Origin of the sequence: Altererythrobacter rubellus (assembly GCF_030284385.1) — a bacterium.
GTDB lineage: Bacteria > Pseudomonadota > Alphaproteobacteria > Sphingomonadales > Sphingomonadaceae > Erythrobacter > Erythrobacter rubellus.
Map to the genome: position 1 here is coordinate 642,356 of NZ_CP127221.1, position 19,749 is coordinate 662,104.

Consider the following 19,749-nt stretch of genomic DNA (forward strand, 5'->3'; position numbering starts at 1 on the left):
AATCGCGCATCTCATGAGCAAGAACACGCCAAATGCCATTCGCGGCACTCAGGATATTTTCGGCGCCGATGCCGAAGCTTTCGCTTTCGTGGTCGAAACATTCGAGCGCGTGCGCAAACTCTATCTCTTTCGGCGCGTCGAGATGCCGGTCTTCGAAAAGACCGAAGTTTTCAGGCGCGCGATTGGCGAGACGACCGATGTCGTATCGAAGGAAATGTATTCGTTCGATGATCGCGGCGGAGAATCGCTCACGCTGCGGCCTGAATTCACTGCAGGGATCGCTCGCGCATACCTCACCAATGGCTGGCAGCAGCACGCGCCGCTGAAAGTCGCAACCCACGGCCCGCTGTTCCGTTACGAGCGTCCGCAAAAGGGGCGCTATCGCCAGTTTCACCAGATCGATGCAGAGATTATCGGTGCGGCGGAACCGCAGGCCGATGTCGAGCTGTTGGCGATGGCGGATCAGATCATTCGCGAGCTGGGCATTGAGGGCGTGACGCTGCACCTCAACACGCTGGGCGACGCGGAAAGCCGCGATGCCTGGCGCGCGGCGTTGGTCGAGTATTTCCGTGCGGTGAAGGATGAGCTCTCCGAAGATTCGCAGGAACGTCTGGAGAAGAATCCGCTGCGTATTCTCGATTCAAAGGACCCGCGCGACCGCAAGTTCGTGGCGGATGCGCCCAAGATCGATGCCTTCCTGTCAGACGAGGCGAAGGCGTTTTTCGAGGCGTTGACCAGCGGCTTGGATGCGGCTGGAGTCAAATGGACACGCGCGGAAAGCCTCGTGCGCGGTCTCGACTATTATCGTCACACGGCGTTTGAGTTCATTCCTGATGAAGGCAGCGAAGCGGCTGGCAAGCTTGGCAGCCAGAGTACGATCCTGGGCGGCGGGCGCTATGACGGGCTGATGGAAAGTCTCGGCGGCGCACCGACGCCTGCAGTGGGCTGGGCAGCCGGGATCGAGCGGCTGGCGATGTTGGTTGGGGAGAAGGGTGAGCCCATTGCCGATGTAGCGCTTGTCGTTGAAGACAATGACCGGATCGCCGAAGCGATCAGTGCGGCTCGCCAGGCTCGTGAGGATGGGCTCGTGGTTGAGATATTCGCCAATGGGTCGCCACGCAAGCGCTATGACAAGGCCACAAAGAGTGGAGCGGCGGCAATCGTGTCACTGCAAAAGGATATGGGTCACAGCTTCACAAGTGCCGGAGAGCCCAACCCCCTGGTTTTGGAAAGCTTTAGGCCCTACGTCTAGCCATTCGTCATCCCCGCGAAGGCGGGGATCCAGAACGAAGCCACCGTTCGTGTCAAACCGGATTCCCGTGTTCAGCCTTCGGCTGTGTTTCACAACCACGGGAATGACGATAAGAGAAGTCCCACATGCAAATACCCGCTGAACGCCTTGACCAGATTACGCATCGCTTTGCCGAGCTTGAAGCGCGCATGGCTTCGGGCACGCTTGAGGGCGAAGCCTTTGTGCAGGCCAGCCGCGACTATGCCGAGCTGGAACCCGTCGCCAAGACCGCCGCCCAGGTGAAATCCATGCGCGAAGAGATTGCGGGACTCGAAGAAATGCTCGGCGATCCCGAAATGAAGGCTATGGCCGAGGAAGAGCTCAGCGAGATCCGCGAGAAGCTGCCTGAGGCCGAGCGGAAGCTCGCGATCGCCATGCTTCCCAAGGATAGCGCCGACAGCAAGCCTGCCATGCTGGAAATACGCGCGGGGACCGGCGGCGATGAAGCCGCGCTGTTCGCGGGCGATCTCTACCGCATGTACGAACGCTTTGCGGCGGAACAGGGCTGGAAGGTTGAGCCGGTCAGCATGAACGCATCCGAAGTTGGCGGCTTCAAGGAAATCGTTGCCAATGTTACCGGCACAGGCGTGTTCGCGAAGATGAAGTTCGAAAGCGGCGTTCATCGCGTTCAGCGCGTTCCCGTAACCGAAAGCGGCGGGCGCATTCACACTTCGGCGGCAACCGTAGCGGTGCTGCCCGAACCCGATGAGGTCGATGTCCAGATCGAAGACAAGGACCTCAAGATCGATATCTATCGCGCGTCGGGTGCGGGCGGTCAGCACGTCAATACGACTGACTCTGCGGTGCGGATCACGCACTTGCCAACCGGAATCGTTGTGCAGCAGCAAGACGAGCGCAGCCAGCACAAGAACAAGGCCAAGGCGATGCAGGTGCTGCGTACGCGGGTTTATGATCATCTGCGCGAGCAGACGCAGGGCGAAGAGGCGGCGGCGCGCAAGGCGATGGTCGGCAGTGGCGATCGTTCAGAACGCATCCGCACCTACAATTTCCCGCAAGGCCGCGTGACCGATCACCGGATCGGGCTGACGCTGCACAAGCTGGATGAAGTGCTGGCGGGCACTGGCCTCAGGGAATTGATCGATGCGCTGATTGCAGAGGACGAGACCAAACGTCTCGCCGCGATGAACGAGTGACTGTTGCAGTCGCTCTGCGCGAAGCAACGGCACGGCTGACAGAAACCAGTGATACCGCGCGGCTAGATGCAGAGCTTTTGATGGCACATGCCTTAGGCGTAAGTCGTTCGGACATGCTCCTAAGACATATGTCAGATGATGCGCCTGCTGGTTTCGCATCGCTTGTTGATCGCCGTGTTCATCGGGAACCGATTGCTTACATCCTGGGTGATGCCGAGTTTTATGGCCGCCGATTCATTGTCACTCCCCATGTCCTGATCCCGCGCAGCGATAGCGAATGTGTTGTCGAAGCCGCGCTCGCGGTTGCACCGGACAGCGGGCGCGCACTCGATATGGGAACGGGATCAGGCGCACTGTTGATCACATTGCTGGCCGAGCGGCCTTCGCTAGTGGGTGTCGGGATTGATGCCTCGCTTTCTGCCCTGTCGGTTGCGGCAGCGAACGCAGCCAGGCTTGGCGTTGTCGAACGCATGCATATGTTGCGTGCCGACTGGCACGAGCATGGTTGGAGCGATGATGTGGGCCAATTCGATCTCATCATTGCCAACCCGCCCTATGTTGAAACCACGGCTCAGCTCGATCCGGACGTGCGCAACTTTGAGCCTGCCAGCGCCTTGTTCGCCGGCGAAGAAGGGCTTGACGACTACCGGGCGATTATCCCGCAGCTGCGTCAACTGTTGACAGAAGGAGGGGCGGCTGTGCTCGAAATCGGAGCCTCTCAGGCGGCGCAGGTAACGAATATTGCAGAGAAAAACGGGTTCTCGGCCGAATTGCGCTGTGACTTGTCCGGGCGCCCGCGCGCGCTGATTCTGCGATAAAGGCTTGGCAAACTCGATCTGCGAGTCTACCCACGAATCAGTTCCCGGATAGCCTGAGTGCTCACCGAGGACCTAAGCTCCACATTTTCAAAGAGATAGGCAGAGCGAAAACGCTTGCTGGATCATGTGGATAGGACTGCCCCGTCCCATGGACAGGGCGCACATAAAGGGGTGAGATGACCCTGCGTTACATTTTTAGACGCGTAGGGGCCTCCAAACAGGATGGAATTCCTTGAATAACAACCGCAATAATCGACGTCGCGGCCGCGGCAGTAACCGTAACCAGGGCGGTAGCAATAGCGCCAATCGCATTGACAACCGGGCGCGTGGTAATGCGCCGCAGCTTCTCGACAAGTACAAGAAACTGGCACAGGACGCGCAGCATAATGGCGACCGCGTATTGATGGAGCAGTATCTTCAGTTCGCTGACCACTATTTCCGTGTGATAGCCGATAACAAGGCGCGTCAGGGCGAGGCCAAGGCGAGACGTCAGGATGAGCGTGGCCAGTCCGACGATGACAATGACGATGATGATGGCGACGATCATCGCCGTAACAACCGCCGCTCGCGTGGCAATCGCGATAGTCGCGACGACAGCACCAGCGAAGGCAGCCGGGGCTACGAAGGCGAACCCATCGATCAGTCAGGTGACGAGGACGAAAAGAAGCCGCGCCGCACGCGCCGCAAACCGCGCGAAGACACCAGTGGCAGCGCAGATGGCGAGATTGACGCAGCGGTTCTTCCGCCAGCGATAGCAGCCTTGGACGACGATAGTGAAGCCGCGCCCAAGCCACGCCGCCGCCCTAAACAGCCAAGCGAAGATAGCGAAGAAGCCGTAGGCTAAAACCGTTCAGGCTTTGGTTGAGGCGAAAGGGGCAGCATTCGGATCATGACCGAAAAAGTCCTCCGGATGTGGCAGGTGCTGCTTCAGTGGCCTCGCGTGTTCGCACTTGTTCTCGGCGCATTGTCTGCCACCGCATATCCCCCGCTGGGGCTATGGCCGGCTGGTCTGGTTGGTGTCGCTGCCTTTATCGCTCTGCTTCGGGCCGCTGAATCAGGGAAAGCAGCGGTATTATTGGGCTGGTGCTTTGGCTTGGGGCATCTAACCCTAGCCAACAACTGGATCGCTACGGCGTTCACATTTCAATCTGAAATGCCGGTGTTCCTTGGGTGGCTCGCAGTTCCGCTGCTCTGCATCTACCTTGCCATTTATCCTGCACTTGCGGCGCTGGCCGTGCACGTCATCGCGCGTAGCGGCACGATGACGGTCTTCACTTGTGTGTTCGCGGGTACGTGGATTGTGGCTGAGTGGCTGCGCAGCTGGGTTTTTACCGGATATCCCTGGCCCCCGTTGGGATTGATGCTGTTGGGCGACTTTGACAGCCCGGGCATCGCCTTGCTGCTACCGTGGCTGGGCACCTACGCGCTCTCCGGCGTCGTCATTTTGATAGCAGGGCTGCCGATCGCGTTTTGGAGCATGGGTCGCGTACGCATGCTCTCGTTCGTCGTCGCGGTTGGCGTATCGGCAGCAATGCTTTTCCCTGCCGCGCGATACGTCAACGATGAAGGCACGGTTCCATTCGTGCTGGTCCAGCCGCTGATCCCGCAGGAGGAGCGTGACGACCCGACCAAATACGAGGAACAATTTGCACGGCTGACTGAGAATACGCTGCCTGGCCGCGATGAACCCCGCCTGGTACTTTGGCCTGAAGCCGCGATTCCGGACTATCTCGAAGACGGCTATCCTGATCGATACTATCGCGCGCGTACAGCCGGTCGTGATCCGCAGTTTGCGCGCCAACGGATTGCCGCAGTCATCGGTGAGAAGTCGATTCTTCTCTCTGGTCTCGTTCATTTGAACATGGGGCAACCCGATGGGCGGGTGCGCGCGGTCAGCGCTCGCAATGCGGTGAGCGCAATTGATGGTCGCGGCGACATTTTTGCGAATTATTCCAAGGCACATCTTGTGCCCTATGGCGAATATCTGCCGATGCGTTCCATTCTTGAACCGATCGGACTTTCCAGACTTGTTGCCGGCTCTATTGATTACGAGCCGGGCGCTGGCCCTGCGACGTTGGAGCTGAGGCGTTTTGGCCGTGCAGGCATCCAGATATGCTACGAGATTGTGTTCTCTGGTCAGGTTGTCGATCGCGCAAACCGGCCGCAATTCATTTTCAACCCGTCCAATGATGGCTGGTTCGGGAGCTGGGGGCCGCCGCAGCATCTGGCGCATGCACGGCTGCGCGCGATCGAAGAAGGTCTGCCTGTACTGCGTTCAACCACCACGGGTATCAGCGCAGTCATCGACGCAAACGGAATCGTCCGGTCGTACATTCCCAGCGGGGTCGATGGCCGGCTCGATGGAGCGATCCCGCCTGCAAAAGGCGCAACGCTATTCGCGAAGCTCGGCAATATCCTGCCATTGGGTTGGGCTTTTTTCTTGATCGGCGCTTCTCTGGTTGCCTTGCGATTGCGCCGCAGCTAGGAAACGCGCACACATAAAGAACTCTTTATATCGAGGTATCATGCGCAGCGATTTTCTCTTCACCTCCGAAAGCGTTTCAGAAGGTCATCCGGACAAGGTCTCTGACCAGATCTCCGATGCTATTGTTGACCTCATGCTCGCCAAAGATCCGGAAGCGCGTGTCGCCTGCGAGACGATGACCACGACGCAGCGCGTCATTCTGTCGGGCGAAATTCGCTGCGCACCAATGTATGACGAAAATAACGAGGAATGGGCGGTCAACGGCGGCTGGGCTCCCGGCGCCAAGGAAGAGATCGAGCAGGCGGTCCGCACCACCGTGCGTGATATCGGCTATGAGCAAGACGGCTTCCACTGGAAGACCTTGACGTTTGAAAACCATTTGCACGGCCAATCGGCGCACATCGCGCAAGGCGTCGACGCAGGTGCCGAAGGCTCGAACAAGGACGAGGGTGCCGGCGACCAGGGCATCATGTTCGGTTTTGCTTGCGATGAAACGCCTGACCTGATGCCTGCGACGCTCGATTACAGCCACAAGATCTTGGAGCGGCTCGCCGCGGATCGTCATTCTGGCGTGGCACCTTTTCTGGAGCCAGATGCCAAGAGCCAGGTCACGCTGCGCTACAAGGATGGAAAGCCGGTTGTTTGCACGGCCCTGGTGGTCAGCACTCAGCATGCGGAGGGCTATGACGAGGGTGCGAAAGAAGCCGAGCTCAAGTCCTATGTGAAGGGCGTGGTGGCAGATATTCTACCCGACGGCTTCCTGTCCGATGAGACACAATGGCACATCAATCCGACCGGTAGCTTTGTGATCGGCGGGCCCGATGGTGACGCTGGCCTGACGGGCCGCAAGATCATCGTCGACACCTATGGTGGTGCCGCGCCGCACGGCGGCGGTGCCTTCAGCGGCAAGGACCCGACCAAGGTGGACCGTTCGGCGGCCTATATCACGCGATACCTTGCAAAGAATGTTGTTGCGGCAGGCCTTGCCAAACGCTGCACGATCCAGATCGCCTATGCGATTGGCGTTTCGGAGCCGCTATCGCTCTATGTCGATACGCACGGTACTGGCACCGTTGACGATGCGAAGCTCGAAGCGGCGATCAATTCGATCGGCAAGCTGGGCGGGCTGACCCCGCGCGCGATCCGCACGCATCTGGGTCTTAATAAGCCGATCTATCGCAAGAGCGCGGCCTATGGCCACTTCGGCCGTACCCCTGAAGGCGATCTGTTTCCTTGGGAACGGACCGATTTGATCGATGATCTGAAAGCTGCGGTCGCTTAACTGTCCTTGCCCAATGTTGGCGAAGGCTTGTCCAGCGCCAACTCTGCGTCGGAGAATCTAAACGGGCTGCGCACGCCGGGCATTCCGTCTAGCTTCACCTGCATGCCGCGGGCTTGAATCTGGGGGTCTGCGAAGACTTCATCCAGATTGTTGATCGGGCCGGCAGGTACGCCAGCTTCTGCGCAGTGGCGCAGCAAAACATCGCGTTCCCAAAGAACGGTTTCTCGAGCGATCATGGTGTCGACTTCTTCGCGATTGGCGACACGGGCTTCGTTGGAAGAAAAGCGGGCGTCATCGAGCAGATCATCCCGGCCCAGCACGTTCAGCAGCTTGCGAAACAGATTGTCGTTTGCAGGTGCCAGCACGACCGGGCCGTCCTTGCTCGGGAATACGCCATAGGCGCTGACTTGCGCATGCGCATTGCCCATACGCGGTGGATTTGTGCCGGTCGCGAAATAGCTCGAAGCTTGGTTTGCGAGCAGTGAGACCGAGCAATCGAGCAAGCTCATATCGATCCATTGTCCCCTTCCGGTGCGCTCGCGCATCAGCAGCGCCGCCTGAATGGCATTGGCGGCATATAGGCCGCAGGAAAGGTCAGAAATCGAGACGCCGAACTTCATGGGATCGCCGCCGGGCTCACCGTTCAAAGACATGAATCCGCTCATGCCCTGGATCACGAAGTCGTAACCGGGTTCGTTGCGCCGTGGGCCATCCTGTCCGAAGCCTGTGACCGAGCAATAGATAAGCTGAGGGTTTGCCCTCGACAGCGTCGGATAATCCAGGCCGAATTTAGCGAGCTTTCCCGGAAGGAAATTTTCGAGCACTACATCCGCCCCGGAAGCGAGCCCGATAACATTAGCGATATCTTCCTGCTGGCGGAAATCCGCTACGATCGAACGTTTTCCGCGATTGCACGCGTGATAGTAGGCCGAGGTCTTTTCGCCATTATGCTCGACCCAGGGTGGCCCCCAGATACGCGTATTGTCCCCCTCCGGCGCTTCGACCTTGATCACATCCGCGCCCAGATCGGCGAGGATTTGCCCTGCCCATGGCCCAGCCAGCACTCGCGCCAGCTCAAGCACTTTGAGCCCGGCCAGCGGGGCGTTCGGGTTGCGAGGCTTTTCGAGCCACATGGGCTATGCGCTCAGCGCGACTTCATATTTCGCCGTTGTCTGGGCGGCGATATCATCTTCCGTCACACCCGGTGCCAGCTCGATCAGGCGGAACGGGCTTTCGTGATCCTTGCGGTGAAATACACCCAGATTGGTGATGATCATGTCGACCACATTGGTGCCTGTCAGCGGCAAGGTGCATTCGGGAATGAACTTTGGCTCGCCCGCCTTGCTGGCGTGATCCATCACCACGATGATCTTCTTCACGCCCGCAACAAGGTCCATCGCGCCACCCATGCCCTTAATCATCTTGCCCGGGATCATCCAGTTGGCGATGTCACCGTTTTCGGCAACTTCCATCGCGCCCAGCACAGTCAGGTCGATATGCCCGCCGCGGATCATGGCAAAGCTGGTTGCGCTGTCGAAATAAGCGCTGTGCGGCAGCTCGCTGATGGTTTGCTTGCCAGCGTTGATCAGATCCGGATCAACCTCGTCGTCATAGGGGAATGGGCCGATACCCAGCATGCCGTTCTCGCTTTGCAGCGTGACATGCATGCCATCGGGAATATGGTTGGCAACCAGCGTCGGGATACCAATGCCAAGGTTGACGTAATAACCGTCTTCCAGCTCTTGCGCCGCACGCGCGGCCATCTGGTTGCGGTCCCAGCCTTTTGCTTCAGCGCTCATCATTCGGCCTCCGTCTCGGCAAGGTCAGCAGGAACCGGCAGCTTGTCATTAGCGGCCTGCCACAGGATCGAGAAAACCTTCCAGCCATTCTCGGTTTTTACCAGCTGGAAGCTGTTGATGCCGGTCACGAAGACAGGGCCATCCGCACTACCGGTGCGGCCTTCATAGGCGGACCAGACTTGGGCGAGATTGCCATAGATTTCCATCCGGTTGCCAGTTTCGATCTCGAAGAACCCTTGGCTCATCAGAAACTCTTCTGACCGCGCAACATAGCCATCCACGTCATACGAGCTGTGGCCGTCGGTCCCGATTGGCGTGAGACGCGCATCTTCGGTCATCAGAGCTCGCATCTTGTCCCAGTCGCGCGCCGCGCCGACCGGACCCGAGATCACATCATAGACGCCATCAATAGTGGTTTGAATGGCGGCTTGTTCATTGACCACGAGCTCTACTCCTTCGGGATGACTTGCGAATGCCGGGTAGGCGGGTATGGCAGCGAGCGAGAGCGCAACTGCGAATGCGATCGGATTCATACGGCCTCCCTTTCGCGCACCGTACGGAACTCGATCTTCTTGTCGTATGGCGCGCCCACAATCATGCGGTTCACGAAGACACCGGGCAAATGGATGCAATCCGGGTCTAGCTCGCCGATGGGCACGATCTCCTCGACTTCGACGACGCAGACTTTGCCGCATGTCGCCGCGGGCTGATTGAAATTGCGTGCGGTCTTCCGGAACATCAGATTGCCGGTCTCATCCGCTTTCCACGCTTTGATGATCGACAAATCGGCAAAAATTCCGTGTTCCAGGATGTAGGTTTCGCCGTTGAAGTCCTTGTGTTCCTTGCCTTCGGCGACCTGTGTTCCAACCCCGGTCTTGGTGTAGAATCCGGGGATGCCTGCGCCGCCGGCGCGCATGCGTTCGGCCAGGGTACCTTGCGGGCAGAATTCAACCTCCAGTTCGCCGGACAGGAACTGGCGCTCGAACTCGTTGTTCTCGCCCACGTAGGAACTGATCATCTTCCTGACTTGCTTGGTGCGCAACAGCTTGCCGATCCCCTCGTTATCGATTCCGGCATTGTTGCTGGCAAAGGTCAGGCCCGAGACGCCACTTTCACGGATCGCGTCAAGAAACCGCTCTGGAATTCCGCAAAGGCCAAAGCCTCCGGCGGCGATCAACATGTTATCTGATAGCAGCCCTTCCAGGGCGGCCGCGGCATCGGGAAAAATCTTTTGCATCAACGCCTCGTTGGAGTTCGTATGGAGAGGGTTACGTAGCGGCAGCGCTTAGCGTCTTGAAAGCCGGCTGTCATCCGCTCTCTTGATCGAAAACCGTCGCGCCTTGGTCGGTGCGGGATTGCGAAATCGCTTCAATGGTACACTCCTGCCCTTGCAACCAAGGGGTAGTGAAATGCGAAGAAAATCAATGCTGGCTGCATTGGCCAGTGTCGTAATTGCTTGGGGGACGCCAGCATTGGCCGATCCGGCAAGCGATGCAGTGGCAGACCAAAGCCGTAGCGAAGCAGATTGGGCGCTGGATGAAGGCCGCAACCCGGTCGAAGTTTTGCGCTTCTCAGGACCGTCAGGAGGCGGTGTTACTGCCGATTTCATGGCAGGAGATGGCTACTACAGTGCATTGCTGGCCCAAGGCAAGGGGCGCTGTCTATGCGCTCAATCCTGCTGCATTCCACAATCCAGGAATCTGGGAAGCGAGAACTGACAGGCATAGCAATATCCGGCCAATCGGAACTCGCAATCGTGCCATGGTTTTGGCGCCCGATAGTGTCCACATGATCTTCACCAATCAGACCTTTCATGACATCTACTGGACGTCCGAGTGCTTCCAGATGGAGCGGATCGACGAGCGCGCGATGCTTGCCAACTGGCTTGCGGCGTTGAAGCCGGGAGGGCACGTAATTGTGATCGATCATGTCGGACAGTCCGGGGATACCCGGGAAGTGGTGGATGCGGTCCACCGGATTGATCCCACCACAGTGCTCGCGGCAATGCAGGCGGCAGGGTTTGTGCTTGTCGGCCAGTCGGATATGTTGCGCCGCAGCGATGACGAGATAACGAAATCCATCTTCGACGAGAGTGTGCGCGGCAAAACCAACCGCTTTATGATGAAATTTCAGAAACCTACGGAGTCGGAGCGCTAAGGTTGTTGCGCATTTTGCAACACAGGATGTTCTTTTCGCACTTGCGAAAAACAATGCTGCACTGCAAATAGACGGTGCCTTTTAGGCATCCTCTCCCAAAGACTTTCAAGCCCGGTCATTTTTGACCGGGCTTTTTTCTTGCCTGGCCTGCATTGCTCGCCCGCACAGCTCATATCATAGTTTGATTGCACTCCGCCTCTGAGCTTCCTAGCTTAGCGGTTCGACGATCTCTGTTCGCAATCAAAGAGAGCCCAATGGCCGACGCTGATTCTCCCAAGAAAGAGAAGACCAAAAAAGGTCTGAAGTCCGTTCGCCTGCAAGTCGCAGCGGCGCGGCAAGAGGAATCGGGTCAGGGTATTGCCCGAATTCCGCGTTCCGCCTTTCAGGAGCTGGGAATCACCGAAGGCGATGTTGTAGAGATAACCGGCAAACGCAGTACGCCAGCGATCGCCATGGCGGCTTACACTGAGGATGAATCGCTCGACGTCATCCGGCTCGATGGCCTGCAACGCGGCAACGCAGAGATCGGCTCGGGTCGCGAAGCATGGCAGCTCGCCTGAAGAGAGCGGGATCGAATAAGAACTCTTGCGTTTACGGCTCGCCCGCCTTCGGGTGGCCGTTGGGGACTTCGAGCCGGTGGCGGATCAGCGCATCGGGCTGGTTCTCGCGCAGCCATTTGAGCATGTGTTCGCGAAGGTCACAACGCAGCTGCCAAAGTTCGCCTATGGTACTGGCGCTCACTGACAAACGCAGCTCGACACTTTCGGGATAAGCCTCAGTCATGAGAAGCGCCATGTTGCGTCCGTCATAAAGCTCATGCGCCCGGACGAAGCGCTCAAACTCGGCGCGAATCGGCGCTACATCGGCGATCGGATCAAGGTGCAGCATGACAGGACCGGAAAGCTTTTCGTTCTCGCGCGACCAGTTTTCAAAACTTGCGTCCAGGAAGCGCGACGTGGGCACAATGATCACCCGCTCGTCCCATGTGCGGACAGTGATGAAGCTCATCCTGATCTCTTCGACGCGCCCTACTTCACCGTCGACTTTGACAAGATCGCCGAGCCTAAGTGGCTCGGTCAATGCGATCTGAAGGCCAGCGATCAACGATTTGAGTGCGGGTTGAGCTGCTGCACCGATAGCCAGAGCAGCGAGGCCTGCAGAAGCCAGCATTGTCGTGCCGATTGCTCGCACCGATGGGATAGTAAACAGCATCAGTCCAACGGTAATGACGATTATCCCGAACGTCAGAACGCGCGAAAGCACAGCTAGGCGGGTCCGCCGGCTGCGCATTGCAACAGGATCATCGCTGATCTCGATTCGCGCTTCGATGGCGGCGGTGAAGCCCTTCACTGCGTTATATGCAATCCAGCCGAGCAGAGCGGGTCGCAGGAACTGAGCCAGCGGTTCCCACAGCAATCCCAGCGACGCATCATATTGCGCCGCAAGGGTGACGGCGATGGCGATAAAGGACCATTTGATCGGCGCACGGATGCGGCCGACAATCTCGTCATCGACATTTGTCTCCGAAACGCGGGTTACGCGGCTGACAAGGTGGAATGCTGCGCGGTAAATCAAATAGGCAATAACGACCGCGACCGCGACAATCAGCGCGGATACGGTGATGTCATAAGCCAGAACATTCAAATCGATGCGCCAGCTAGCTGGATTGATTTGGTCAAACATTGCGAGCGGCGTATGTGCTGAATTGGCATTTTGCAACACATGCCGGAAATGGCTCAGGTGTGCCGGTCAATGTGCCGCATCCCAGCTGATGCCTGTTCCGATCTCAATGCCCAGCAGCACATCCAGTTTTACGGCTGGCCCAGCGGCTTCCGCCATAACCCGCTCGATAATGGGTGAGGCCGCAGCAACGTCGCCTTCGGGCAGTTCGAACACAAGCTCGTCATGCACTTGCAACAGCATGCGCACGTGACCGAGACCGGCGTCGTCCAGCGCGGGCATCATGCGGACCATGGCACGCTTGATGATATCAGCGCTGGTCCCTTGAATCGGGGCATTGATCGCGGCGCGTTCGCTACCCTGGCGTTCTGCAACGTTCTTGGAGTTGATCCTTGGGAACCAGGTTTTGCGACCGAACAGTGTTTCGGAATAGCCGCGCTCGCGAACCGTCTCCAGTGTCTCGTGAATATATCGCTGGATGCCGGGAAACCGCTGGAAATAGGTGTCGATCATCGCTTGCGCCTCATCCGGCTCTACCTCCAGCCGCCCGGCCAGCCCCCAACGCGAAATGCCATAGAGTATGGCGAAATTGATCGTCTTGGCCTGCGCCCGCGTATCGCGGTTGACTTCACCGAACATCTCCTTGGCTGTTCGCGCGTGAATGTCTTCGCCTTGCGCGAAGGCCTCTTTCAATGTCGGGACGTCGGCCATATGCGCAGCTAGCCGCAATTCGATCTGGCTATAGTCAGCGGCCAGCAAGACGTTGCCTTCATCTGGGACAAAGGCTTCGCGGATCTGGCGCCCGATTGGCGTCCGGATCGGGATGTTTTGCAGATTGGGGTCAGTTGATGACAACCGGCCAGTTTGCGCGCCGACCAGAGAATAGCTCGTATGCACACGGCCCGTGTCGGGATTGATCGCTTCTTGCAGAGCGTCGGTGTAGGTCGATTTCAGCTTCGCAAGCTGACGCCATTCGAGGACTTTCTTCGCGATTTCCGCGCCTTCGCCGGCGAGTTTTTCCAGCATGCTGTGGTCGGTTGAATACTGCCCGCTCTTGCCTTTCTTGCCGCCTTTGAACCCAAGCTTGTCGAACAGAATGTCACCCAGTTGCTTGGGGCTTCCGACCGTGAATTCCTGTCCCGCTATGCCGTGAATTTCCCCTTCGAGCCGAGCTGTCTCCTTGGCGAATTCTTCTGAAAGTCTGGAAAGGCGTGCCCGGTCAACCTTGATGCCGTGACGCTCCATTTGGGCCACTACAGGAATGAGAGGGCGGTCGACCCGCTCATAGATGCGCGTGCCACTTTCATCAGCTAGCCTTGGTTTCATGTGACGATGCAAACGCCAGGTTACGTCGGCGTCCTCGGCGGCATATTCGGTAGCGCGATCGAGATCCACTTCCCCGAAAGGAATCGCTTTCTTTCCCGTCCCGCAGACTTCCTTGAAGGACAGCGGAGTGTGGCCCAGATGACGGTCAGACAATTCGTCCATGCCGTGCCCGCCCATGCCGACTTCACCGCGACCGGCATCAAGCGTGAAGCTGATGATCATTGTGTCATCAACAGGCGCCACATCGATGCCATACCGCGAAAGCACGTTGATATCGTATTTGATGTTTTGACCGATCTTGATGACCGAATCGTCTTCCAGCAGCGGCTTGAGAGCGGCCACCGCCTGGTCACGATCAATCTGCTCGGGCCTTTCGGCGAACATATCATTGCCGCCATGTGCAAGCGGTATGTAGCATGCATCATTCGGGCCTAGCGCGAGGCTTACGCCGACCAGCTCTGCGCGCATTGCATCCAGGCTACTGGTCTCGGTGTCGACGGCAACGAGGCGTGCGGCGGTTGCGCGTGTGATCCACGCCTCAAGACGCTCCATGGTCTGGACTGTCTCGTAAGAGCCGCGATCCACAGCCGGCATCTCTGGCAGCGGTTGCCGGCTGCCCTGTGCCGAAGCAACGGCGCCTTCAGTTTCCTGTTTTGCAGGGTTCAGATTGTTGGGCCGCTCCGGGCTTCCCTTCCCAGAATCCAACCGCCGCAAAAGCGAACTGAACCCATGCTTTTCCAAGAACGCTGCCAATGGTTCGGGAGGCACGCCATCGAGTTTGAACTCATCGAGCGGTTGCGGAAGATCGCAATCCTCCTTGAGAGTGACCAAGACCCGGCTCATCTCCGCGTCTTGTCTGCTTTCCAGCAGCCGCTCTTTCAGTTTTGACTTCTTCATCTCCGGCGCAAAATCCAGCGCTGCGGTTAGCGAGCCGTGCTCTGCGATCAGCTTGCTTGCTGTCTTGGGACCAATTCCATAGATCCCGGGAATATTGTCGACACTGTCGCCCATCAGCGCCAGCACATCACCCACCAGCTCGGGTTTCACCCCAAACTTCGCCTCTACTTCTTCGATGTAGATCCGCTGGCTCTTCATCGTATCGAGCATATCGATGCGCGCCGGCCCATTCGGACCTTCTCTCTCGCCAACAAGCTGCATCAGATCTTTGTCTGAAGACACGATTGTAACGTCCCAGCCCTGCGCTTGCGCGGCACGGGCATAGGTTGCAATCAGATCATCTGCTTCCAGACCCTGCTCTTCGATGCAAGGGAGACTAAACGCGCGGGTCGCATCGCGGATCAGTGGAAATTGTGGCACCAAATCTTCCGGTGGAGGGGGGCGATTGGCCTTGTATTCGGGAAAAATATCGTTGCGGAAAGACTTCCCCGAAGCGTCGAGAATCACCGCAAGATGGGTTGGACCATCTGCTTCATCAAGGTCAGTGGCCAGCTTCCAGAGCATCGTGGTGTAGCCATAGACTGCGCCTACCGGTGTGCCTTCGGGATCGGTGAGCGGCGGAAGCCTATGATAGGCGCGAAAAATGTATGACGATCCGTCGACGAGATAAAGATGCTGATGCTCGGCCATATGTGCTTGCTAGCAGCGCTTTGCCCCGCGTGTAAGCCGTCATTCTGGCGATTTTCCCACACGTTGCGCGGGGAATGAGGTGAACGACCAACGGTGAAGAATAAGGCGGAAAAGAGGCGAGAACGTGTGGTTTCGCTTGCATTGCCACATTCCAGCCATTATTTAGCTAGTCGAAGCGATGCGAGAAGCTCGCTTTGGCAGACCCAGATCGGATCTGCCTTACACACTTGCTGATCGAGGATTTATATTATGCGTAAGATCGTACTTGCTGCTGCTGTTGCAGCTTCTGCTCTTGGCCTGGCTGCTTGCTCGGAAACTGCTGATTCGGCTGCTGAAACTGCAGACGCAATGGCTGCAGACGCTGAAGCAAACACCGACGCAATGGTTGAAGCTACAGACGAAGCTGCTGGTGAAGCTGCTGACGCAACTGCAGAAGCAGTAGACGGCGCTGTTGAAGCTGCTGAAGAAGCTGCTGCTGAAGTTGCTGAGTAATTTCAGCTCAAATCGATTTTTCGATTGAAATAGGGGCGGTGCCAGCGATGGTGCCGCCCTTTTTCTATGCTGCGGCTTAAGCACCGCGAAATAGGTAAGAGGAATCAGCCGCCGGGACGGGCCGTACTGGTCCAGACCCGAGGGCTCGCCACGCCGGCTTTCTCTGCGAAGCCATCATAAAGTGCACGCGCAATCGAAGCGATCCGGGCTTCGCGAGCGCCCCGCGCGCCTTGACCGGTCACATAAATCGCAACAGCAATCGCATGTCCGTTCGGGCCTTCAAGAATTCCGATATCGCTGGACGTGTTGTTGAGCGAACCGGTCTTGTGCATCACTTGGACATAGCCCGGCATTTCGGCCGGAATCCGGCGCGTTCCCGTGCGGGTTTTTGCCATAGCGTCAAGGATCACTTGCCGGCTTTGGGCGGACAGGAACTTACCCTGATAGAGGCCTTGCAAAAGCTCTACCATGGCCTTGGGCGTGGCGGCATCGCGTGTGTCGATGTGTGCGGATGGATCGTACTCTCCATCATCGCGCACTAGAGTTGCGATATCTCGATTAATACTGAATTCTTTTATGCCTTGGCGACGCATCCAGTCGTTCACGGCTGCGGGTCCGCCAACCACACGCAGGAGCGCGTCAGTCGCGGGATTGCTCGATCGAGATATCATGATCTCGATCAGCTCACTGGCCGGCATATAATTGCCTTCGCGAACCGGTGCAGCTCGCGAAGAAAACTTCGCTGAACGGACCGGGATCAACAGTGGAAACTCGCTTGTCAGCGAATACCGGCCTTGTTCAACCAGCTCCAGATAGGCAGCAGCCACGGCAATTTTACTGGTCGAAGCCAGCGGGAACAACTGATCGCCAAGTACCGCAATCTCTTCACCAGTGTTAAGATTTATGGCAGCAACACCGATGCGGCCGCGGCTGCCGTCTGCCAGTTGCGCGATCCGCCGCTCGAAAGATGTCTCGTAGACGGCTTCGAAGCTCTCTGGTGCCCTGACCTCTGTGCCAAAGGTACTGTCGAAAGCGGCTTCGAGGTCGTTTGACTGCGCCAGAACTGGGCTTGCGACAAACGCAATTGCGCCCAAGGCGGCGATCAGCGATTTTCCCAAAAACTGTTCCATACTCGGTGAACTATCCTGTTTTGTGTTGTTGGGAGATTAACAGACCGGGATTCGCCTAGGCAAGCATTGAAGCAATTCGGGGCGACCGGATGTTCCGGAGATGCGACCGGATTCCTGCAAAATGTAAGGAACCACTGGGCTATGCATGTCGTTTGCAGAGTGACGCCAATCGTTTTCATAGATATTGGCGCATTTGCGCAGGGCCGGGGTCTAGCGGGTTTGCGGGGTTGGCCATATTCTGGCTTTGAGTGCGGGCATGCTGTGGCGGCATGCTTGATATTTGAGAGAATTGGGTTTTTGCATGAATATTGATCGCGTCAGCCTGTCATCGGCAGGTATGAAGGCTGCTGTTGCCGCGCTGATGGTAAGCAGTTCCACCGCTGCATTTGCGCAAGGTGTTCCAATCGTGAAGCCGGGTGCGCCCGGTGAACGGAACACCGTTCTGACAGTCGAACAGGCGAGCCAGCTTGCCGGTGCGACCTATACGCCTGCCGATGTCGATTTCATGCAGGGCATGATCGTCCACCACCAGCAAGCTGTTGAGATGGCCGCGCTGGTTGATGGCCGTACCAATAATGAAGATATCGTCGCGCTCGCCGGCCGGATCAATGCGAGCCAGAAGGACGAGATTGATTTCATGGCCGGCTGGCTTACCGACCGCGGCGAGCCTGTGGCTATGCAGATGGCGCATCATGGTGGCGATCATTCAATGCATCATGGGCACCACGAGATGATGGGCATGGCAACGCCGGCTCAAATGGCAGAGCTCGCCGCGTCTAGCGGCACGGCTTTTGACCGCCTGTTTTTGCAACTCATGATCCGTCATCATGCTGGAGCAATTGATATGGTCGATGATCTGCACAGCCAGCCAGGCGCTGCTTATGAGCCTGTGATGTTTGAGTTCACAAACGATGTTGCGGGCGATCAGAAGACTGAAGTCGAACGGATGAACGAATTGCTTGCCGGGCTGTCAGATGATCCGCGTGCCACGCTAGCTGCAGGTTTCCGTGACGCAGGTGAAGCGATCAGCAATCTGCGCTTGGTCACTGCAATGCCGAAGCCAGCTGGATTCTTTGATCCTGCAAATCCGGCTGGTCTTCAGCCGCGCATCGAAGATGATGATGAAGAGGATGCAAACCAAGACAGTGCGGACGATGGTGAAGAGGCGGAACCCCGCTTCAGTAGTCGTTCTTCGCCACTGGATTTTGCAAACACCGATATCGCGTTTTCCGGTAATATGATGGTCGCGGGCAATTATCACGGCTTCAACGCTTATGAATTGGGCGAAGATGGCGTTCCAACGCTGGTCAGTTCGATTGTGTGCCCGGGCGGACAAGGTGACGTTTCCATCGTCGGCGACATTCTCGTGATGAGTGTCCAGGACAGCCGCGCACGGCTCGATTGCGGGCTCGAAGGGGTTCAGGGCGATGTCAATGAAGAACGCTTCCGTGGTGTTCGCGTTTTCGACATTTCCGATATTCGCAATCCTGTGCAAGTCGGGCAGGTGCAGACCTGCCGCGGCTCGCACACGCACTCGATTGTCGATGCCAATGATGAACGCATAGTGCTCTATAACTCGGGCACCTCTTATGTTCGCGACGATGAAGAGCTGGAGGGTTGCTTCAACAGTGCTGGCGATGAAACTGCGCTGTTCAGCATTGACGTGATCGAGATCCCGCTCGCTGATCCGTCTGCTGCTCGCATCACGTCAAGCCCTCGCGTATTTGCAAAGGGTGGTAATATTGCGGGCCTGTGGCGTGGCGGTGACCATGGCGATGGAACGCAGGAAACCAGTGATACGAACCAGTGCCATGACATCACTGTTTTCCCGTCGTTGAACCTCGCGGCTGGTGCGTGTTCAGGCAATGGGATCATCATGGATATATCCGATCCATACAATCCGCAGCGTATCGACGATGTCACTGACACTGGCTTCGCCTATTGGCACTCGGCCACATTCAACAATGATGGTACCAAGGTGCTGTTCACGGATGAATGGGGTGGCGGTGGCCGCCCGCGCTGCCAGGCTGGTGACCCGATGAACTGGGGCGCCAACGCAATCTATGAAGTGGTAAATGGCAAGCTAGAGTTCCGCAGCAATTACAAGCTGCCTGCACCACAAAGCAGCAAGGAAAACTGCGTCGCTCATAACGGCTCGATTATCCCGGTGCCTGGGCGCGATATCTTCGTTCAGGCTTGGTATCAGGGCGGCATTTCAGTGATTGATTTCACGGACGCAAAGAACCCGAAAGAGATCGCCTTTTTTGATCGTGGACCAATCGACAACGACCAGTTGATAACGGGGGGCTATTGGTCGGCCTATTGGTACAATGGCCGTATCTATGCGACCGAGATTACTCGCGGACTTGACGTCTTTGCGCTTGAGCCGAGTGAATTCCTGACGGCAGAGGAAATTGCTGCAGCCGAAGCCGCACAATATCCGGGTGATGTGTTCAATCCGCAAACGCAGACGCAGGTAACCTGGTCTGACGAGGTGCTCGAAATGGTCCAGGCTAGCCGTAAGGGCGGTTGATCTGTTTGTTCAATG

Annotated in this window: 17 protein-coding genes and 1 pseudogene; 11 read left to right on the plus strand and 7 right to left on the minus strand. The window is 57.5% G+C overall.

What is annotated here, in order from left to right; all coding sequences use genetic code 11:
• Positions 1–13: 13 nt before the first annotated feature.
• The 6 genes from hisS to metK all read left to right on the plus strand — a co-directional run bounded on the left by hisS (position 14) and on the right by metK (position 7,030).
• Positions 14–1,252 (plus strand): histidine--tRNA ligase, encoded by a 1,239-nt coding sequence (gene hisS / locus QQX03_RS03195; RefSeq protein ID WP_285976438.1) that lies wholly within the window; start codon positions 14–16, stop codon positions 1,250–1,252.
• A gap of 125 nt (positions 1,253–1,377) precedes the next feature.
• Entirely contained in the window at positions 1,378–2,445 is a 1,068-nt protein-coding gene (gene prfA / locus QQX03_RS03200) for a peptide chain release factor 1 (RefSeq protein ID WP_285976439.1), read from the plus strand.
• Complete coding sequence (gene prmC / locus QQX03_RS03205) at positions 2,442–3,263, plus strand: peptide chain release factor N(5)-glutamine methyltransferase (protein ID WP_285976440.1); 822 nt, start codon at positions 2,442–2,444, stop codon at positions 3,261–3,263. The genes prfA and prmC overlap by 4 nt, the downstream gene beginning before the upstream one ends.
• Before the next feature lie 232 nt (positions 3,264–3,495).
• The gene (locus tag QQX03_RS03210; RefSeq protein WP_285976441.1) at positions 3,496–4,107 is read left to right on the plus strand and encodes a DUF4167 domain-containing protein; all 612 of its coding nucleotides are present in this window, start codon (positions 3,496–3,498) and stop codon (positions 4,105–4,107) included.
• 45 nt (positions 4,108–4,152) lie between these two features.
• Positions 4,153–5,748 (plus strand): apolipoprotein N-acyltransferase, encoded by a 1,596-nt coding sequence (gene lnt, locus QQX03_RS03215; RefSeq protein WP_285976442.1) that lies wholly within the window; start codon positions 4,153–4,155, stop codon positions 5,746–5,748.
• Positions 5,749–5,788: 40 nt separating this feature from the next.
• Complete coding sequence (gene metK, locus QQX03_RS03220; RefSeq protein WP_285976443.1) at positions 5,789–7,030, plus strand: methionine adenosyltransferase; 1,242 nt, start codon at positions 5,789–5,791, stop codon at positions 7,028–7,030.
• Here the strand turns inward: metK and QQX03_RS03225 are convergent.
• Genes QQX03_RS03225 through QQX03_RS03240 form a run of 4 tightly spaced genes read right to left on the minus strand, consistent with a single transcriptional unit; the run spans position 7,027 to position 10,066 of the window.
• Complete coding sequence (locus QQX03_RS03225) at positions 7,027–8,163, minus strand: CaiB/BaiF CoA transferase family protein (RefSeq protein WP_285976444.1); 1,137 nt, start codon at positions 8,161–8,163, stop codon at positions 7,027–7,029. The genes metK and QQX03_RS03225 overlap by 4 nt on opposite strands.
• Positions 8,164–8,166: 3 nt before the next feature.
• On the minus strand, positions 8,167–8,829 hold the full coding sequence (locus QQX03_RS03230; RefSeq protein ID WP_285976946.1) for a CoA transferase subunit B: 663 nt from the start codon (positions 8,827–8,829) through the stop codon (positions 8,167–8,169).
• Positions 8,829–9,362, minus strand: coding sequence for a nuclear transport factor 2 family protein (locus QQX03_RS03235; RefSeq protein WP_285976445.1), 534 nt, complete (start codon positions 9,360–9,362; stop codon positions 8,829–8,831). The genes QQX03_RS03230 and QQX03_RS03235 overlap by 1 nt, the downstream gene beginning before the upstream one ends.
• Positions 9,359–10,066: a CoA transferase subunit A gene (locus QQX03_RS03240; RefSeq protein ID WP_285976446.1), complete on the minus strand. Its 708-nt coding sequence runs from the start codon at positions 10,064–10,066 to the stop codon at positions 9,359–9,361. The genes QQX03_RS03235 and QQX03_RS03240 overlap by 4 nt, the downstream gene beginning before the upstream one ends.
• Positions 10,067–10,253: 187 nt before the next feature.
• Here QQX03_RS03240 and QQX03_RS03245 point away from each other — a divergent pair, with 187 nt between their 5' ends.
• The 3 genes and pseudogenes from QQX03_RS03245 to QQX03_RS03255 form a co-directional block, all read left to right on the plus strand.
• Positions 10,254–10,547 (plus strand): hypothetical protein, encoded by a 294-nt coding sequence (locus tag QQX03_RS03245; RefSeq protein WP_285976447.1) that lies wholly within the window; start codon positions 10,254–10,256, stop codon positions 10,545–10,547.
• Between the two features lie 70 nt (positions 10,548–10,617).
• Positions 10,618–10,986 (plus strand): hypothetical protein, encoded by a 369-nt coding sequence (locus tag QQX03_RS03250; protein ID WP_285976448.1) that lies wholly within the window; start codon positions 10,618–10,620, stop codon positions 10,984–10,986.
• 254 nt (positions 10,987–11,240) lie between these two features.
• A pseudogene (locus QQX03_RS03255) lies at positions 11,241–11,522 on the plus strand (AAA family ATPase); the annotation flags it as partial.
• Between the two features lie 55 nt (positions 11,523–11,577).
• On the opposite strand, the gene QQX03_RS03260 reads toward QQX03_RS03255, so the two are convergent.
• Entirely contained in the window at positions 11,578–12,669 is a 1,092-nt protein-coding gene (locus QQX03_RS03260) for a mechanosensitive ion channel family protein (protein WP_285976449.1), read from the minus strand.
• Between the two features lie 66 nt (positions 12,670–12,735).
• On the minus strand, positions 12,736–15,579 hold the full coding sequence (polA, locus tag QQX03_RS03265; protein WP_285976450.1) for a DNA polymerase I: 2,844 nt from the start codon (positions 15,577–15,579) through the stop codon (positions 12,736–12,738).
• Positions 15,580–15,828: 249 nt separating this feature from the next.
• Here polA and QQX03_RS03270 point away from each other — a divergent pair, with 249 nt between their 5' ends.
• Positions 15,829–16,071 (plus strand): hypothetical protein, encoded by a 243-nt coding sequence (locus tag QQX03_RS03270; protein ID WP_285976451.1) that lies wholly within the window; start codon positions 15,829–15,831, stop codon positions 16,069–16,071.
• Between the two features lie 104 nt (positions 16,072–16,175).
• Here the strand turns inward: QQX03_RS03270 and QQX03_RS03275 are convergent, their stop codons facing one another.
• Positions 16,176–17,201, minus strand: a complete 1,026-nt coding sequence (locus QQX03_RS03275; protein WP_285976452.1) for a serine hydrolase — start codon at positions 17,199–17,201, stop codon at positions 16,176–16,178.
• Positions 17,202–17,502: 301 nt separating this feature from the next.
• On the opposite strand from QQX03_RS03275, the gene QQX03_RS03280 reads away from it, so the two are divergent.
• Entirely contained in the window at positions 17,503–19,734 is a 2,232-nt protein-coding gene (locus QQX03_RS03280; RefSeq protein WP_285976453.1) for a DUF305 domain-containing protein, read from the plus strand.
• Positions 19,735–19,749: the final 15 nt, after the last annotated feature.

Bases quoted from the DNA above. Each gene is read 5' to 3' on its own strand.
- hisS (WP_285976438.1), top strand. From the start codon at position 14: ATGAGCAAGAACACGCCAAATGCCATTCGCGGCACTCAGGATATTTTC.
- QQX03_RS03230 (WP_285976946.1), bottom strand. From the start codon at position 8,829: ATGAGCGCTGAAGCAAAAGGCTGGGACCGCAACCAGATGGCCGCGCGT.
- lnt (WP_285976442.1), top strand. From the start codon at position 4,153: ATGACCGAAAAAGTCCTCCGGATGTGGCAGGTGCTGCTTCAGTGGCCT.
- QQX03_RS03250 (WP_285976448.1), top strand. From the start codon at position 10,618: ATGATCTTCACCAATCAGACCTTTCATGACATCTACTGGACGTCCGAG.
- QQX03_RS03240 (WP_285976446.1), bottom strand. From the start codon at position 10,066: ATGCAAAAGATTTTTCCCGATGCCGCGGCCGCCCTGGAAGGGCTGCTA.
- polA (WP_285976450.1), bottom strand. From the start codon at position 15,579: ATGGCCGAGCATCAGCATCTTTATCTCGTCGACGGATCGTCATACATT.
- QQX03_RS03260 (WP_285976449.1), bottom strand. From the start codon at position 12,669: ATGTTTGACCAAATCAATCCAGCTAGCTGGCGCATCGATTTGAATGTT.
- QQX03_RS03235 (WP_285976445.1), bottom strand. From the start codon at position 9,362: ATGAATCCGATCGCATTCGCAGTTGCGCTCTCGCTCGCTGCCATACCC.
- QQX03_RS03280 (WP_285976453.1), top strand. From the start codon at position 17,503: ATGAATATTGATCGCGTCAGCCTGTCATCGGCAGGTATGAAGGCTGCT.
- QQX03_RS03225 (WP_285976444.1), bottom strand. From the start codon at position 8,163: ATGTGGCTCGAAAAGCCTCGCAACCCGAACGCCCCGCTGGCCGGGCTC.
- metK (WP_285976443.1), top strand. From the start codon at position 5,789: ATGCGCAGCGATTTTCTCTTCACCTCCGAAAGCGTTTCAGAAGGTCAT.
- QQX03_RS03245 (WP_285976447.1), top strand. From the start codon at position 10,254: ATGCTGGCTGCATTGGCCAGTGTCGTAATTGCTTGGGGGACGCCAGCA.
- QQX03_RS03270 (WP_285976451.1), top strand. From the start codon at position 15,829: ATGCGTAAGATCGTACTTGCTGCTGCTGTTGCAGCTTCTGCTCTTGGC.
- QQX03_RS03275 (WP_285976452.1), bottom strand. From the start codon at position 17,201: ATGGAACAGTTTTTGGGAAAATCGCTGATCGCCGCCTTGGGCGCAATT.
- prfA (WP_285976439.1), top strand. From the start codon at position 1,378: ATGCAAATACCCGCTGAACGCCTTGACCAGATTACGCATCGCTTTGCC.